This window comes from Brevibacillus parabrevis (assembly GCF_022701015.1).
Classification (GTDB): domain Bacteria; phylum Bacillota; class Bacilli; order Brevibacillales; family Brevibacillaceae; genus Brevibacillus; species Brevibacillus parabrevis.
The window spans coordinates 5,799,891-5,815,194 of the sequence record NZ_CP064090.1 but is presented as its reverse complement, the minus strand read 5'-3'; the positions used below and the strand labels follow the sequence as shown (position 1 = coordinate 5,815,194).

At 53.4% G+C, this 15,304-nt stretch carries 14 protein-coding genes; 10 read left to right on the top strand and 4 right to left on the bottom strand.

The features are described from left to right. Positions 1 to 36: 36 nt before the first annotated feature. A complete protein-coding gene (gene hmpA / locus IRJ17_RS26665) occupies positions 37 to 1,254 on the top strand; it encodes an NO-inducible flavohemoprotein (protein WP_122962745.1) in 1,218 nt (405 codons plus the stop codon). A 21-nt stretch (positions 1,255 to 1,275) separates the two neighbouring features. On the opposite strand, the gene IRJ17_RS26660 is transcribed toward hmpA, so the two are convergent. Then, on the bottom strand, positions 1,276 to 1,785 hold the full coding sequence (locus tag IRJ17_RS26660) for a Crp/Fnr family transcriptional regulator (protein ID WP_122962746.1): 510 nt from the start codon (positions 1,783 to 1,785) through the stop codon (positions 1,276 to 1,278). A gap of 268 nt (positions 1,786 to 2,053) precedes the next feature. Between IRJ17_RS26660 and IRJ17_RS26655 the strand changes: the two genes are divergently transcribed. The 7 genes from IRJ17_RS26655 to IRJ17_RS26625 all read left to right on the top strand — a co-directional run bounded on the left by IRJ17_RS26655 (position 2,054) and on the right by IRJ17_RS26625 (position 10,597). Further along, the gene (locus IRJ17_RS26655; protein WP_173596015.1) at positions 2,054 to 2,995 is read left to right on the top strand and encodes an MBL fold metallo-hydrolase; all 942 of its coding nucleotides are present in this window, start codon (positions 2,054 to 2,056) and stop codon (positions 2,993 to 2,995) included. A 139-nt stretch (positions 2,996 to 3,134) separates the two neighbouring features. Further along, on the top strand, positions 3,135 to 4,916 hold the full coding sequence (locus IRJ17_RS26650) for a M3 family oligoendopeptidase (RefSeq protein ID WP_242772446.1): 1,782 nt from the start codon (positions 3,135 to 3,137) through the stop codon (positions 4,914 to 4,916). Between the two features lie 221 nt (positions 4,917 to 5,137). Beyond that, positions 5,138 to 6,100 carry a metal-dependent hydrolase gene (locus IRJ17_RS26645; protein WP_217021855.1) on the top strand — a complete coding sequence of 321 codons (963 nt, stop codon included), beginning with the start codon at positions 5,138 to 5,140 and terminating at the stop codon, positions 6,098 to 6,100. A gap of 204 nt (positions 6,101 to 6,304) precedes the next feature. Beyond that, positions 6,305 to 7,246, top strand: a complete 942-nt coding sequence (locus IRJ17_RS26640; RefSeq protein WP_217021856.1) for an ArsR/SmtB family transcription factor — start codon at positions 6,305 to 6,307, stop codon at positions 7,244 to 7,246. Next, entirely contained in the window at positions 7,239 to 8,480 is a 1,242-nt protein-coding gene (locus IRJ17_RS26635; RefSeq protein WP_217021857.1) for an MDR family MFS transporter, read from the top strand. The genes IRJ17_RS26640 and IRJ17_RS26635 overlap by 8 nt, the downstream gene beginning before the upstream one ends. Before the next feature lie 454 nt (positions 8,481 to 8,934). Beyond that, positions 8,935 to 10,122 (top strand): bis-aminopropyl spermidine synthase family protein, encoded by a 1,188-nt coding sequence (locus IRJ17_RS26630; protein ID WP_242775339.1) that lies wholly within the window; start codon positions 8,935 to 8,937, stop codon positions 10,120 to 10,122. A gap of 118 nt (positions 10,123 to 10,240) precedes the next feature. Next, positions 10,241 to 10,597, top strand: coding sequence for a DoxX family protein (locus IRJ17_RS26625; RefSeq protein WP_122962752.1), 357 nt, complete (start codon positions 10,241 to 10,243; stop codon positions 10,595 to 10,597). A gap of 30 nt (positions 10,598 to 10,627) precedes the next feature. Here the strand turns inward: IRJ17_RS26625 and helD are convergent, their stop codons facing one another. From helD to IRJ17_RS26610, 3 genes are all read right to left on the bottom strand, one after another. Further along, positions 10,628 to 12,994 carry an RNA polymerase recycling motor HelD gene (helD, locus tag IRJ17_RS26620; protein WP_242772443.1) on the bottom strand — a complete coding sequence of 789 codons (2,367 nt, stop codon included), beginning with the start codon at positions 12,992 to 12,994 and terminating at the stop codon, positions 10,628 to 10,630. 280 nt (positions 12,995 to 13,274) lie between these two features. Next, positions 13,275 to 13,874 (bottom strand): DUF6143 family protein, encoded by a 600-nt coding sequence (locus IRJ17_RS26615; protein ID WP_173596020.1) that lies wholly within the window; start codon positions 13,872 to 13,874, stop codon positions 13,275 to 13,277. 145 nt (positions 13,875 to 14,019) lie between these two features. Further along, positions 14,020 to 14,394, bottom strand: a complete 375-nt coding sequence (locus tag IRJ17_RS26610) for a DUF423 domain-containing protein (protein ID WP_122962755.1) — start codon at positions 14,392 to 14,394, stop codon at positions 14,020 to 14,022. A 201-nt stretch (positions 14,395 to 14,595) separates the two neighbouring features. Between IRJ17_RS26610 and IRJ17_RS26605 the strand changes: the two genes are divergently transcribed. Both IRJ17_RS26605 and IRJ17_RS26600 read left to right on the top strand, forming a co-directional pair. Then, entirely contained in the window at positions 14,596 to 14,778 is a 183-nt protein-coding gene (locus IRJ17_RS26605; RefSeq protein ID WP_122962756.1) for a hypothetical protein, read from the top strand. 279 nt (positions 14,779 to 15,057) lie between these two features. Continuing rightward, entirely contained in the window at positions 15,058 to 15,285 is a 228-nt protein-coding gene (locus IRJ17_RS26600; RefSeq protein WP_173596021.1) for a hypothetical protein, read from the top strand. Positions 15,286 to 15,304 lie beyond the last annotated feature (19 nt).

Sequence of the window (15,304 nt, the reverse complement as noted above, 5' to 3'; positions counted from 1 at the left end):
CATAAGCAAGACGTTGAACTTCAAGGAGGGTTTTGTATGTTGAACCAAAAAACCATCGACATTATCAAATCGACCGTGCCTGTACTGGAAGTGCACGGCACTACGATAACCAAACATTTTTACAAACGGATGTTTGCCAGCCATCCAGAGCTGTTGAACATTTTCAATCACGCCAACCAAAAACAGGGCAGACAGCAAACGGCACTGGCAAATGCGGTGTACGCGGCTGCTTTGTACATCGACAAACTGGAAACGATTTTGCCGGTAGTGAAACAAATCGCACACAAACACCGCAGTCTGGGAATCAAGCCTGAGCATTATCCGATTGTCGGGGAAAACTTGCTTGCGGCAATCAAAGAAGTGTTGGGGGATGCCGCCACGGATGAGATCATCCAGGCATGGGCAGAAGCGTACGGGGTCATCGCGGATGTGTTCATCAGCGTGGAAGCGGAAATGTATGACCAGGCAGAAGGGCAGACTGGCGGTTGGGCAGACTTCCGGGAGTTCATCGTCCAGCGCAAAGTAAAAGAAAGCGACGTCATCACATCCTTTTACCTGGTGCCAGCGGATGGAAAAGCGATCGCAAGCTACGAGCCTGGCCAGTACATCAGCGTCAAGCTGGATATACCCGGAGAAGAAAATACCCACATTCGCCAATACAGTCTCTCCGATGCGCCGGGCAATCCGTATTACCGCATCTCGGTGAAACGCGAGGACGCGATTGGCGATAAACCTGCCGGAAAAGTATCCGTCTATTTGTCGGAGGATATCAAAGAAGGCGATACGCTTCGTATATCCGCTCCGGCTGGCGATTTTACGCTGGATCAGCAAGACGACAGACCTGTTGTACTGATCAGCGGCGGCGTGGGCTTGACTCCGATGATGAGCATGCTGAAAACGCTGGTGAAAACGTCCCCGACTCGTCCGGTTACTTTTATTCACGCAGCGCAAAACGGCAACGTACACGCGATGAGAAAGGCCGTGGAGGAGCTGGCTGCCGAGCATTCGCAAGTAAAAGCGTTCTGGTGCTATGAAAAGCCGACAGAACAGGATCGCGCTGCACACGCTTTCCATAAAGAAGGCTACATCGACTTGCCATGGCTGCAAAGCATCGTAGCTGACAAAAACGCCAACTTTTATTTCTGTGGTCCCGTTCCTTTCATGACAGCAATCAACCGCGCTTTGAAGGAGTGGGGCGTGGACGCGGCAGACATCCATTTCGAATTTTTCGGCCCTGCCGGTACACTGGACTAAAGCAGAGGCGCTGGCGCGGTTTTACTTCTTATGGCCTGATTGGGCACGCAATAAACGATTGACTGTCTCCCGGCGCAATCCGATGAACTGGCCGATCTCGTCCTGGGTCAAGACTTCAGACAACGAAGCGACGGGAACAAACGACTGGAACCACAGCTGGAGCTTGCGCAGTCTTTCTGCCGGGGAGACTTCCGACAACTGGTCGATGCGCTGCTGCATCATGCGCAGCTTGCCCTGGAGTTGCAAAGCGATCTCCCTGCATTTCTGGTGATCCGCCTCCAGCTCCCGGTACCAGTCTGTTGCGGACAGCACTTCGACCTCACAGGAGACAAGCGCGACGGCTGTTCCGTAGTAAGGGTTCGGGCTAAGCAGCGAATGATGCGGGATTGTCTCGCCTGGAACAATGATGTTTACCAGAGTGAGCGTCCCGTCTGCGTGCACCCGGTTGATTTTGAGCAACCCGCTTTTCAGATGGAAGAGCGGTCCAGTTTCTCCCTGGCGGAACAGCGTCTCGCCTTTATGTAAAATCATGGGCTTTTCCTCCTTCGGAAACGATCAATAAGGCAGTAGCAGTATACCACAATCAGCCCCGCAGGCACCTGCTTTCCTCGACTGGACGGCAGGTGCTTTTTGGTATGTCGCGGCGTGTTTCTTTCTGATCTGGGGCAAAAGCAAGCGGAATGGACATGCGCGGCTTTTTGCAAAACCGGCAGTTTCCGGCACGTTTTGCCCTTGCGTCCCTGACGGACCCCTTTGCTATAATGAGACCACAATCACGTTATGACAAAGGGGTTCTTTGATGCATATGACGATCCTCATCTGGTTCGGCTCCTTTTTGGGAGTGCTCGTTTTAGGCTTGATTGGCTATATGGCGTACCGCTACTGGTACCACATGGGGCAGCTTCCCAAGCCAGCGTTTCAGGAGCTTGACGCAAAGCCTGAGCCTGCGAACTGGTCAGAAGATGAGGTGACGATTACATGGGTAGGCCATTCGACGATCCTGCTGAATGTGTACGGAACCAAAATCTTGACTGACCCGGTATTAGGCGAAAAATTGGGACTTCGCGTCGCAGGGCTGCTTCATTTTGGCCCGAAACGCTTCACTCCGCCTGCTCTTGACTTCGACGAGATTGGCACCGTCGATTTGATTTTATTGTCTCATGCGCATATGGACCATGTCGACCTGCCAACACTGCGACGATTGGCGCATCCTGCTACGCACGTCATTACTGCGGCGAACACGGGCAAACTGCTCAGCGGCATGCCGTTCGCTTCCTGCAAGGAGCTTTCCGCGCAGCAAAAAGCGACGACCAAAGACGGCGTGACTATCACGGCGATTCCCGTCAGACATTGGGGAAACCGTTTCCCGTGGAACCACGACTACGGCTACAACGGCTACATCATCGAGAAAAACGGCGTGCGCATTTTGTACCCGGGCGACACGGCGTACATGTCGATGGAGGATTTGCCTGAAAAGTTTGGACCAATTGACATCGTGTTTATGCCGATTGGAGCCTACAAGCCGGATTCTTACCAGGCCGCACACTGCACACCGGAACAGGCGTGGCAAATGTTTCAGGAGAGTCGCGGCAAATGGCTGGTGCCTATCCACTGGAATACATTCGTACTCTCGCGCGAGCCTGTGGAAGAGCCAATGCAGCGTTTGCTTGCGGCAGCAGGCGAGGAAAAACAGCGAATTGTTGTAGAAAAGCAAGGGGAGACGTTTACCTTGCCTGTATGATCAAGCGGAGCGACTGCTTTTTACGGCAGTCGCTCTTTCCGCTAAATTCATACATATACGGGCGAACTGCATAAAATAGAAGGAATCATCCCGTTGTTATAGAAATTATTTTATCAAGAGTTTTTGAGGAGGGATACATATGTCACAAGCATTGCCACAACGTTGGGATTTGGATGTGTTGTTTTCCGGTGGAAGTGAGTCCGCTTCGTTCCATGCATTTTTGGAGCAACTGGAAAAAGATATCGCAACTTTGAAAGGCCGGGTTGAGGATGCGGCCCTGAACTTGCAGGAAAAAGCTGCGTTTGTCGATGTCGTTGCCGAAGTGCAAAGCATTGCCGTGCGAGTAAGACAAGCAGGCGCTTTCATTTCTTGCCTGACAGCGCAAAACGTGAAGGACGAGGGCGCCAAGCTGCTCGGCGGACGCGTGAAAACGATCTCTGCGGCATTCGGCGCTGTTTTGACGCGCTGGGATGAGCAATTGCTGCGCATTGACGAAGCGGCATGGAACGCGCTGCTTGCAGACGAAGAATTGCAACCGCTTGCTTTTGTGCTGAACGAACGCCGCCGCCGCGCCCAGGAAAAGCTCACTCCTGAACAGGAAGTGCTGGCGAGCGATCTGGCTGTAGACGGCTATCACGCTTGGCAAGATTTGTACAACACGGTAGTAGGGCGCATGACGATTGAAGTGGAGCTGGACGGGGAGACGAAGCAGCTTTCCGTAGGCCAAGCCTCCAACCTGATGAGCCATCCGGACCGCGCTGTGCGCGACCAAGTGTTTGCCAAATGGAAAGAAGCGTGGGGCAAGGAAACGGAGCTGTGCGCACAAGCCCTCAACCATCTCGGCGGCTTTCGCCTGGCTCTGTACCGTCACCGCGGCTGGGAGTCCGTACTGCGCGAACCGCTCGATATCGGGCGCATGCAGGAAAAGACGCTCGATGCGATGTGGCAAGCGATCGACAATCGCAAAGACCGTCTGGTGGCCTATCTGGAGCGCAAAGCCAAGCTGCTTGGCGTTGAAAAGCTGAGCTGGTCCGACGTCTCCGCGCCAGTCGGCAACGTGCACAAAAAAGTGTCCTATGACGAGGCAGCAGCCTTGATCGTCGAGCACTTCAACCGCTTTAATCCGAGCATGGCGCAATTCGCCGAGAAAGCTTTCAAAGAAGGCTGGATCGAGGCGGAAGATCGCCCTGGAAAACGTCCGGGCGGATTTTGCACCAGCTTCCCTGTGAGCAAGCAGTCCCGCGTGTTCATGACGTATGCCGGAAGCGCAAGCAACGTGTCTACGCTGGCCCACGAGCTGGGGCATGCGTATCATCAGCAAGTGATGTGGGATTTGCCAGCGCTCGCGCAAAACTACGCGATGAACGTAGCCGAGACAGCTTCGACGTTTGCGGAAATGATTTTGGCTGACGCTGCCGTGAAAAATGCTGCGAACGACGAAGAGCGTCTCGTCCTGCTCGAAGACAAGCTGCAATCAGTCGTCGCGTTCTTCATGAACATCCACGCCCGCTTCCTGTTCGAGAAAAACTTCTACGAGCAGCGCAAAAAAGGTCTGGTCAGCGCAGCCGAGCTGGATCGGATCATGGAAGAAGCGCAAAAGCAGGCGTTCAAAGGCGCACTGGCGGAATACGAGCCGCACTTCTGGGCTTCCAAGCTGCACTTTTACATCACTTCGTACCCGTTTTACAACTTCCCGTACACCTTCGGCTATTTGTTCAGCCTGAGCGTGTATGCGCGTGCTCTGGAGGAAGGCGAAAGCTTCGCGGCGAAGTACGATGCGCTTCTCCAGGATACGGGACGTCTGATGGTCGAAGATTTGGCGAAAAAGCATCTGGGCGAAGACATGACGACCGTCGAGTTTTGGCAAAAAGCGGTCGATCTGGCTGTAGCCGATATCGACGAATTTCTGCGCCTGACCTAAACAGCGGGCAAGCTGCCTGTCCGATTATGAACAGCACCGCGATTGTTGGATGTACACGACAATCGCGGTGCTGTTTTTTTATGCCTGCCGCCGATTCGTAGAGATCTTGTAAAGATGCGCCGGCAAAACTTCGGATAACTTTTACCTGGGATTTATGGAATCGTCGCGTTCATTTTGTACAGTGAGAGGGAAGGGATAGCCATGCAAAGGGAGGTATCATCATGGACACTGCCAGTCATCTTTTGCTTGGGGTCACGCTTGCGGGCCTCGCCCAGCTCACTCCTGCCGTTGCGCACGATCCTGGATTGGCGCAAGCGGTGATGGTCGCGACGGTAGTCGGGTCACACGCGCCCGATTTTGACACAGTGGCCAGGCTTCGCGGGATCTCTTTTTACATCCGTTTTCATCGGGGGATCACTCATTCCATCCCCGCCCTGTTCATCTGGCCGCTGCTCATTTCGCTCCCTGTGGCCTGGGGCTTTGGGCAAATGCAGCACGTCGGAATATTGTACGGCTGCACGCTTGCGGCTGTCGTGCTGCACGTCTTTTTGGATATGCTGAACGCGTACGGTGTGCAGTGTGTCCGACCGTTCAGCCGCAAATGGGTTCACCTGGATGTGCTGGCGATTTTTGAACCGTTTCTGTTCGCCATTCATTTGGCGGCTGCCATCTGGTGGCTCGGCTTCCAGGGAGACGCGACGGTGTTGTTCCCGGTTGCGTACGGCTTGACTTTTGCTTACATTGCTTTGCGGTGCTGGCAGCATCAGCGGCAAGTCAAGCGTGTGAAAAGCGCCTTGAATACAGCGGGCGTATGCCACGTATTGCCGAGTCTGCATCCGTTTCACTGGCGGTTTGTCATCGAAGCCGAGCAGCGGTTTTATACGGGGAGAATCGAGTATGACCATGTGCTGCTCGAAGACGTATACTCCAAGCAGTGCCGCGACGAGATCATTCAGGCTACGGTCGGTGTGGACGGCGTGCGCGCTTTTCTCGGATTTGCCCAGCGCATCCACGTCACCTGGAAAGAATCGCAGGACGGATATGAAGTCACCTGGAGCGACGTCCGCTTCTGGTACAACCGGAAACTGCCGTTTGGAGTAGATGTCGTGCTGGATCGCGAGCTGAATGTGGTCGATCATCGCCTGGGCTGGCGCAAAAAAGCGTGGGACCCGCCGTTTGTCTAAGTCGTCTAACTTGTTTAACGTAACCAGGCTAAAGTCAGGTTTGTCATCTACTCCGCCGGAGATTCTGGCGGGGTTTTTTGTTGGGGAAAATAGCGGGTGTCAGGTTTAATCTGTACTTCGGAAAAAGCTCGCGGGAGACGGGCCTTTTCAAAAACGAGCGGAGATGCTACACTAATAAAAAATCTGATGTTCGATGGTGATCGAATGAATAACCCATATTCTATTAGAATCGAATGGTCTGCTGCCTATGAATGCATCATCAGCTTGTATGCGTACATTTACGAAAAGGAACGAAAGCATTTGCAGCTTGGCGTCTCCTGGAAGGAAGAAACGAAGCAACAGCTGCCCACAGCGTTCGCCCAAGAGCTGGAGGATGAGCGCTGGGAGGTGCTGCACAGACTGGTGCTATTGGTCGCGCAAGCCCCGGAGAAAAAATCGGTGGCGGACTTTCTCGGCTGGCTGGAAAAGCTGCCTCCCGGAGAAATTTACGAGCTGCTCGCTCCATGGGTGGAGACGATCCCGCTCAATCTCGGTGAAATCCGCGATCATAGCGTGTCGCTTTTGGCGCGATGGAATGAGCATTATTTTTCCCGGATCTCGCCAGCCATTGTCACGAGTCTGGAGCGAAGCGCGGAGGAAATGACGGAGTTGGCGGGAAAAATGACCGCGATCGAGCTGATCGACCATGCGTCAAACGGCATCTGGATCGAGCCTATGCCCGATTTGCAAGAGGTCGTGCTCATCCCGCAATATCACTGTGCGCCTACGTCCGTTCTCGATTTTTACCGCGGACTGGCCACGTGCTTGTATCCGGTCAGAGATGCCGGACAAACCGAGCCGCAGCCATTGCTTGAGCTTCTGCCGCTTGCCCAGTGTTTGGCGGATGAAAAAAGGCTGCACATTTTGCGGTGCCTCGCTGAAAAAAAGAGTACGCTGGGAGAGCTGCAAGAGCAGGTGTCGCTCGCCAAAAGCACGGTCCACCACCACGTCACGGCGCTTCGCCGGGCTGGACTGATTCGCGCGCACTATAACGGCAGCACAACGATTGCAGCCTACAGCTTGCGCGAGTCATTCGTCGATCGTCTGCCTGTGCTGTTGCGTTCCTTTTTGCACAAGGAGGAAGCAAGGAGAATGACCGATGAATAAGTGGAAAAAAGTTTGGGAGGCGTATCACCCGATTGTGCATCTGCTGATGGCGGGCACGGTGTTCGTCAGCCTGACGCAATCGATGAGCATGCCGTTTCTGGCGATTTACTTGAGCGAGACGACGACGCTGACGCCTGCCTACATCGGGTTGATTATCGGCGCGGGGCCTTTGGCGGGCACAGTTGGCGGCTTCCTCGGCGGGATTTTGTCGGACTTGTTCGGCAGGCAAAAGCTGATGATTTTTTCCATGGTATTGATGGCAGCAGCTTTCGTCGGTTTCGTCTTTTTCGGCAATCTGCTGGTGCTTTTGCTGATCAGTTTGTTGATGGGTTTGTCGGCGTCTTTTTACGGAACGGTGTCGAAAGCGATGATGGGCGATTTGACGGAGGAAGGGAAACGGTTTCGGGTGTTTTCCAACCGCTATTTGGCGATAAACCTCGGAGTGGCTATCGGGCCGATGCTGGGAGCGTTTTTAGGCATTGCGGGCAGCGGGATTGCTTTTATGCTTACGGCGTTCTCCACGCTTTGTTTTGCGGCTGTGCTATGGATCGTGTGCCAAAAGTATCGCGTCTCAGATGGCGCTGCTGGCGGGCAGGCGACAACAGAGAAAGCGAGCTTGCAGCAAATCTGGAGCATCTTGAAAAAAGACGTGGCTCTGCTGTCTTTTGTCGTGGGCGGAATTTTGCTGGTGACGGTTCATGGGCAGATGTCTGTTACGTTGTCCCAGTATTTGCGTGAAAACATAACGGAAGGCGTCGCCTTGTTTGGCGTGTTGATGAGTGCCAACGGCTTTACGGTGCTGCTGTTGCAAGTGCCTCTGACGCGACTGGTTGAGCGTTATTCCTTGTTTTCGCGGATTGCAGCGGGAGCGGCGCTAATGGCGGTCGGAGAGCTGGGCTTCGCCTTTTCGGCTACGTGGAGCTGGTTCGTAGCTGCGATGATCGTCTTTACGTTGGGAGAAATTTTGATCGTGCCAGCCGAGTATGCGCAGATCGACCAAATCAGCCCGGCGAATATGCGCGGCACCTATTACGGAGCGCAGAGCGTCAGCATGCTCGGCAGCTTTCTCGGGCCGTGGGCGGGCGGAATCGTGCTGCACGCATACGGCGGGCCGACGATGTTTGTCATGATGGGCGCGATTGCCATGGTCAGCTTGGTCTTTTACTGGTTAGGCCGCCGCCTTCATGAGCAGCGAAGCATGCAAGAGAGTGTACAAGTGAAAACTGTCAGCTAGTCAAACAAAAAGAGTATTGCCTGTATTTGTGAAAAGCTATATACTGGAACTCAAATCTTTTCACTAGGGGAAATGTTGATGTCGGCGTTTGTGCTTAACTAGTCCAATTGGATAAAGTTCTCCCATTTTTTCGCAAAAAGCCATCTAGCAAGTGGTTTGTTTGTGATGGGAACAGGGAGAGCTTCATTGGTTAAGAACAACGGTCATCGACCTGCCCAATCCGATCAGTCGCCGGAACCGTGCTCTTTTTGCACGGTTTTTTTGTATCAGCGGCTACGATTTTTTCTGCGCACCCAAGGCAGAGGGGAACCATGTGTTCTTCGCTGCCTTTTTTTCATGCAAGTGGGTGTGTCCGCTTGCGGTCATCACTTTGCTCCTCAGATAAAGGGGAAGCACTATGACCGCTTCGGCGCAGGGAGAGGGAGGCATATCCCTAATGAAAAGAGGCGTACACATGCGCAACTATATAGAAGAAACGTATCGTCAAGTTCAATTGCAGGAAGGGCCGCAAGTGATTGAGCAGTTCCTGCTGCATTGTTATTTTCAGCCAGGCTTGCCTGGCAAAGAGTTGGCGCGAAAAGTCATGCTGCCTGTTCCGGTGGCGACTGCAATCAAAAATGAACTGATCAAGGCCGGGGCGCTGCAAGCGAGAAACGGCTTGGCTTGCACAGAAGACGGCTTGGCCTACGTGGAAAATGGACTTGGGTTCGGCGGGCTGGACCGGACTTTGTACAATAAGCTGATGCAAGACGAGTCGGTCTGGAAAAACGAGCTGGCGGACGTGTACAAAGAGTTGGAGAGCATCTTGTCCGAGCGGCCGCAAGTGAATGTGCAGCTCGATCAGGCAAAATGCACGGCAGAGACGAGTTTGCGCCGGGCGCTGCTTTGTCTGCGGAACCATGCGCTTGTCGGCAAGAAAGTATTGTGCGTGGGCGACGACGACTTGGTCAGCGTGTCGCTCGCCCTTTTGCTCAAACGGTTGTTTCCAGGAAAAGCGGGGGGCGCAGGCAAGATTGAGGTTGTCGATATTGATCAGCGCTTTTTGCAATATATCAGGGATGTAGCGCAGCAGCGGAACTTGGCGATCCAATGCCATCACGCCGATTTGCGCGAGCCGCTGCCTGCGCGGTTGCATCGTCAGTTCGATTGCTTTTTTACCGATCCGCCGTATACGCTGCAAGGGATGTCCTTGTTTTTGTCACGGGGAATCAGCGGTTTGCAGCCGCGCAAAGGACTGCCTGTTTTCTTGTCTTTTGCGCACAAGTCGCCCGATTTTACGTTGCAGATGCAGCAGCAGTTCGTGCAGGCGGGATTGAGCGTCCGGGAAGTTCTCAGTCATTTTAACGAGTACGAGGGGGCACAACTGCTGGGCGGAAAAGGCCAGATGATCGTGCTCGTCACTACCGAGCAGACGGCTCCAATCGTGAAGGAAGCGTACAGAAAGCCGCTGTACACCGGAGAAGAAGTGCGTTCACAGCGGCTGTATCGCTGCAAGCGCTGCGCTCAGGTGGCCAAGGTTGGGGCCAACGAGCGGGTGAAGACGATTGAAGCTCTGAAAAGCAAAGGCTGCCCGCGCTGCCGACAGACGAGGTTTGAACTGATCTCTCGCTGTAGCGTCGATCGTCATGCTGATCATGATTGATTGCCCTGTGGCTCGGTTCGATCGCAGAGCTGCCCATAGGTGCGCTGACCGAACGTCATGCCGAGCACGACTGATTGTCCCGCGACTGGCATATGGTAGTGGTGAGGAGGGGCGAGCTATGGCTTACGAGAGAGCGTTCGTTGTTTTGCGGATGGCGACTGGCGTGCTGTTTTTGCTCCATGGTCTGGCGAAGCTGCAGCGGGGGATGGGGGCGGTCAGCGAAATGTTTGGCGATCTCGGCTTGCCGGGGTGGCTTGCTTTTCTGGTGCTTGCCATCGAGCTGATTGGCGGACTGGCCTTTTTGCTGGGGATCGGAGCGAGCTATGCGGCGTGGGGACTGGCAGGGGTTATGGCAGGAGCGATTGTGACGGTGAAGTGGGAGAAAGGGTTCATCGGCGGGTATGAACTGGATTTGATTTTGCTTTTGGTCGCAATCTATGTCGGCCTTAAACCGACAAAAGCAAGACCCGGTTAAGCCAGAGTGGCGCAGCCGGGTCTTTTGTGATCAGTTGTCCGTTTCCAGATGCTCGTAGCTGCTCGCGGATACGTGGTCGAGCAAGAACGTTTTTGCATCGCGGTAGTAAAGATGTAGCTCGTGCATGGCGCGTGTGCAAGCGGTATAAAACAGCTTGCGTTCGCTTTCCCGGCTGTAGCTCTTGGCAGAAGCGTCGTATAGGATGACGGCATCGAACTCGACCCCTTTTGCCAAGTACGACGGGATGACGAGATTGCCTGTATCGTAGGACAAGGTAGAGGTGGTAATCAGACGAATCGGCAAAAGCGCAGCGAGACTCTGATGCGCTTTCTCGGCTTCCGCAGCTGTTTTCGTAATGACGGCAATCGTCTTGTGGCCGTTTGCCGACAGCTTTTTCACCCGCTCGACAATCTGCTGTGTAAGCTCGGCGTCGCTGTGTACCTTCGTCACGGTCGGCATCCGGCCATCCCGGTTGAAAGGCTCGATCTGCTCGCCGCCTGCGACCAGCTGCTTCGTGAACCGGACAATCGGCAAGGTAGAGCGGTAGCTTTTCGTCAGCACGAATGTTTCTGTCTCTTCTGGTTCAAAGAGCGAGGAGACTGTGCCGAAGCTTTCGTCGTGCGCAGCATGCGCGTAAATCGCCTGATTCCAGTCGCCGAGTACGGTCATTTTGGCGCGCGGAAACAAGTTTTTGATCAGCGCAAACTGAAACGCCGAGTAATCCTGGGCTTCGTCGAGAAATACATGGCGGACGAGATTGTTTGTCTGCTTGCCTTCCAGGCGCTCCTGCAAGTACAAATAAGGCGGAATGTCTTCCTGTGTCAGCTTGCCTTGATCCAAGCACTCCAGGGTCAGCGAACAGATCGCGGGCCATGCAGCTGAACTCAGGGACGGCTCAGCTGACAGCAACTGGTCGAGCAGCGCCTGGTCGGCATACATTTGGCGATAAGTGGCCTGTATATCAATAAATTGCAGCGAAGCAATCGAGTCGCGAATCGGCTGAAAATGCTGTTTGACCACCCGCTTTGCCAGCAGTTCCTGCTCGCGGTCGAAGTCGTCGAAAGAATCGTCGCGAAACTGCTTTTTGCGGCGAAGCTGCTGATAGGCGGCTACATAAGCATCTTTATCGAGCAATTGCACCTCGTCCTCGACCCACGGTTTACTGCGCTCGCGCCGTTCCAGCTGTTTGACTTCCGCGAGCAAAGCTCGTGCCACCAGAGCCATCCGGTTCGGGATCGGCAGAGAGGTGTCATGGGAATAAAACAGCTCCTGTATGTGCGCGGCGGAAATAAGCGTGCCCTGGCGAAACGAAATCGGACGGAACACGATGCCTCCTCGCATGAGGCGATCCGCGTACTGATTCATCACGCGCAGGAAAGGCGCGGACGATTTGCAGCGAATCGCCGCAAGCCTTGCCTCGTAGTCAGGCTCGTCATGGGCGGTAAGCACGTATTCCATTTGCTCCAGCGAATTTTCCAGGGAAAAGGAATCGCCAAGCCGATGCTGGGCGTACTCCTGAAAAGTCGTTTGCTGCATGTTTTCCTCGCCCAGCTCGGGAAGAACCGTCGAGATGTAGCTGTTGAACAGCGAGTTGGGGGAAAACAGGACGATCTGCTCTGCGGTCAAAGTCTTGCGATAGCGGTAGAGCAAATAGGCGACCCGTTGCAGGGCGGCCGAAGTCTTGCCGCTGCCGGCTGCCCCGGAGACGATCAGCAAGCGGCTTTTTTCGTTGCGAATAATCCGGTTCTGGTCACGCTGGATCGTGGCGACGATGCTTTTCATTTGCGAATCGGCTTGCTTGCCCAACACTTCCTGAAGCAGCTCGTCGCCGATGGTCACGCCAGTATCGAACATGTGAAGCAGTTGTCCATCGCGGATGATATATTGCCGCTTGCACGTAATCTTTCCTGAGACGACCCCGCTTGGCGTGTCATAGTGAGCCGGGCCGGGGGAATAGTCGTAGTACAGGCTGGAGATCGGTGCCCGCCAGTCATAAATGAGAAAATGCTCGTCGTTTTTGTCCAGTAAAGAGGCGATTCCGAGATAAATGCGTTCTGAACCAGGCTCGGTTTCTTCGTGAAAATCAATCCGGCCAAAATAGGGAGAGTGCATCAATCGCTGCATGGTACGCAACTGATTCTGGGCATGACGCTGGCTGCGCTCCCGCTCCGACAATACTTCAGCTTGCTGCTTGATGCTGACGTACGTCTCGATCGCCTCGGTGGCATCCTCGAAGTTGACGGTCACATCGTCCCAAAAATGCTTGCGGATTCCGACGATATCTTCACTTACGACTTGTACCTGCTGTTCGAGGTCGGTGATCCGGTTGCTGATTTCAGTGATGACTGTCTCAACCCGTTGCTGCTCGTTTTGCCTTTCTTGATCAGTAGCGCTCATGGTACCGCTCCTTTTTCGTTCCCCTTTTTTGATCTGAAGGTTTGACAAGGATGCTGCAATGTGGTAAGATTATATTGGAGATAGAATGATAGTTGTTTCGAAAAGTCACCTACAGACCAATTCCCATTGTAGCAGAGGGTCTATAGGTTTTCAACATGTAAAAAAATAGTAGCCGATACGACGAAGACGGGGCGATGCCTGTGTCTTCGTTTTTTTGCTTTCAGGGGCAGTTATGGTTATGGAAAAGAGGGCGGGGAAAAAGCGAATGGCTTTTTCCCTCCTATAACGGGTGCTCCCACCAGTTCATGTAAACATAAAAAGCCGGTTGCTCGCCTGTATCCGGGACGCGAATCGTCAAGGCCATTCCCGGGCCGATGATCCACTGGCCGTTTGGTTGCTCGCCCGCTGTCGCCATCGGCGGGACGATGCGGATCGAGGCGAAGACTCCATCTGGATGGCCGGGTGGATGGTCTGATCCGTACATGATCTGCCCTTGAGCCGCGGGACAGGCAGCAAGCTGGATGTAGCCGGACGTCACTTGCGCCGATGCTTTGGCTTTGGCGATGCCAGCTGCTTTGCCAAACCAGATGTGCGCTTCGAGAGGGCAAGCTTGCGGATTCGTGATCAGCCACTGGTTTACGTATAAAAGCACGCCAGAGCGAAGCGGATTGACCAGAGAAGCGAAGCCGTGCTCGCCGTCTTGAGCGACTATTTTTTCCGATTGCCCGAGGAAGTGCTTGCATGGATCGGAGATTGGCATCGTGTATGGGACGGGCATGTTGCGGTTCAGCGGCGCAGTGGGCGGAGGGGTAGGAAAGGGAAAGTAGCCCATCTGCATGTAAATATCAGGAAGGCCGTAATAGTAGGAGGAGTTGGTCATGTTTTTTTCTCCTTACCGATTCAGTAGTGCCAGCCCTACAGCATATGGCATTCGTCTATTCGGGGTGCGGCGCTGCTTCTTTTACAGAGAAAAACGCCCAAACAGCGAGCGTTGGGCGTACGATGACGTCTGAAGTATGGAGCGGTTACGATACGGCTTTCCAGGCGTGGAAGGCAAGCAGTGCCCAGCCAGCGAGAAACAGGACGCCGCCGATCGGGGTAATCGCCCCGAGCACTTTGATCCCGGTCATGGCCAATGTGTAGAGACTGCCGGAAAAGATCACAGTTCCGGCTGCGAAGCACCATCCCGCCCAGACAAGCCCGGAAGAGTCCGGATACCATTTGAGCAGCAAAGCGACGAGCACGAGTGCCAGAGCGTGAGTCGTCTGGTACGTCACTCCCGTATGAAAAATGCCAAGCGAATATTCATCCAGCTTTTCTTTCAGGGCGTGAGCACCGAATGCTCCAAGCGCAACCGAAAGAAAACCGCTGACACTGCCGAGCAGCAAAAACAGCTTCATGCGTCATTCACTCCTTCAGATAATCGAAATCAGGCACAAATATCCATTATTATTGTACCGCACAAGGATGAGCTATGCCCAATTGCAATTTGATGAACAGTGTGTTGGACGAACGTACAGACCGCTTGTCAGCCTCTGACATAGAGTGAAGTATTGCAGCGGTTTCATTTTTAGGCTGTTGCATAGGGAGGTGACGTGGACATGAACAAATGGCTTTCCTTGGCTGGCGGTCTGCTCGGCGGCTATGCTTTGTTGAACACCCCGTTGGACGGCACGTTTTTGAACGGGCTGAATCCAGTGGTGGACGGCATTGGCCTGATCGCTATGCTCGTCTTCTCCGGTGCTCTTATTTATTCGGGCGTGCGTGACTGGTTCCAAAAATAAGGACGACACGCAGGCGTGAACAAAGCGAAGGCGTCTCCTGGATGGGGGCGCTTTTTTATTGGGGGAACAAGTTCTTGCCAGCCTGGCGATTTAGAAGCATATTGATTCAAGGGTGGCAAAGCAAGTAAGCTAATTGCCTTATCTAACATCGCTGCGTGCATTACATATTTGTGATATAGGGCTAAAGAAATAGACATATTGGAAATTTTCAATTAAAATATTCTGGAAATGAGGATCGCCTGAATTATGTTCATTTGACCGAATTAGGAGGAGCAAAAAATGGCAACTCTTGAAGATGTAGTAAGCGTTTTGGTGGAAATACTAGGTGAGATCAAGGTTTTAAATGAGCGCGTGGATAAGATCGAGGACTATCTTATTGATATGACAGTTGCTGTTGAGTCGATTAAGAATATTACAGAAAGCATAGACGATAATGTCCATACTATAAAATTAGATGTTGATTCAATCGACAATACTGTTCAAAATATTGATATTTCCGTCGGCTAAAGGCATTAAAATCTTAGAC

Bases quoted from the DNA above. Each gene is read 5' to 3' on its own strand.
- hmpA (WP_122962745.1), top strand. From the start codon at position 37: ATGTTGAACCAAAAAACCATCGACATTATCAAATCGACCGTGCCTGTA.
- IRJ17_RS26660 (WP_122962746.1), bottom strand. From the start codon at position 1,785: ATGATTTTACATAAAGGCGAGACGCTGTTCCGCCAGGGAGAAACTGGA.
- IRJ17_RS26655 (WP_173596015.1), top strand. From the start codon at position 2,054: ATGCATATGACGATCCTCATCTGGTTCGGCTCCTTTTTGGGAGTGCTC.
- IRJ17_RS26650 (WP_242772446.1), top strand. From the start codon at position 3,135: ATGTCACAAGCATTGCCACAACGTTGGGATTTGGATGTGTTGTTTTCC.
- IRJ17_RS26645 (WP_217021855.1), top strand. From the start codon at position 5,138: ATGGACACTGCCAGTCATCTTTTGCTTGGGGTCACGCTTGCGGGCCTC.
- IRJ17_RS26640 (WP_217021856.1), top strand. From the start codon at position 6,305: ATGAATAACCCATATTCTATTAGAATCGAATGGTCTGCTGCCTATGAA.
- IRJ17_RS26635 (WP_217021857.1), top strand. From the start codon at position 7,239: ATGAATAAGTGGAAAAAAGTTTGGGAGGCGTATCACCCGATTGTGCAT.
- IRJ17_RS26630 (WP_242775339.1), top strand. From the start codon at position 8,935: ATGCGCAACTATATAGAAGAAACGTATCGTCAAGTTCAATTGCAGGAA.
- IRJ17_RS26625 (WP_122962752.1), top strand. From the start codon at position 10,241: ATGGCTTACGAGAGAGCGTTCGTTGTTTTGCGGATGGCGACTGGCGTG.
- helD (WP_242772443.1), bottom strand. From the start codon at position 12,994: ATGAGCGCTACTGATCAAGAAAGGCAAAACGAGCAGCAACGGGTTGAG.
- IRJ17_RS26615 (WP_173596020.1), bottom strand. From the start codon at position 13,874: ATGACCAACTCCTCCTACTATTACGGCCTTCCTGATATTTACATGCAG.
- IRJ17_RS26610 (WP_122962755.1), bottom strand. From the start codon at position 14,394: ATGAAGCTGTTTTTGCTGCTCGGCAGTGTCAGCGGTTTTCTTTCGGTT.
- IRJ17_RS26605 (WP_122962756.1), top strand. From the start codon at position 14,596: ATGAACAAATGGCTTTCCTTGGCTGGCGGTCTGCTCGGCGGCTATGCT.
- IRJ17_RS26600 (WP_173596021.1), top strand. From the start codon at position 15,058: ATGGCAACTCTTGAAGATGTAGTAAGCGTTTTGGTGGAAATACTAGGT.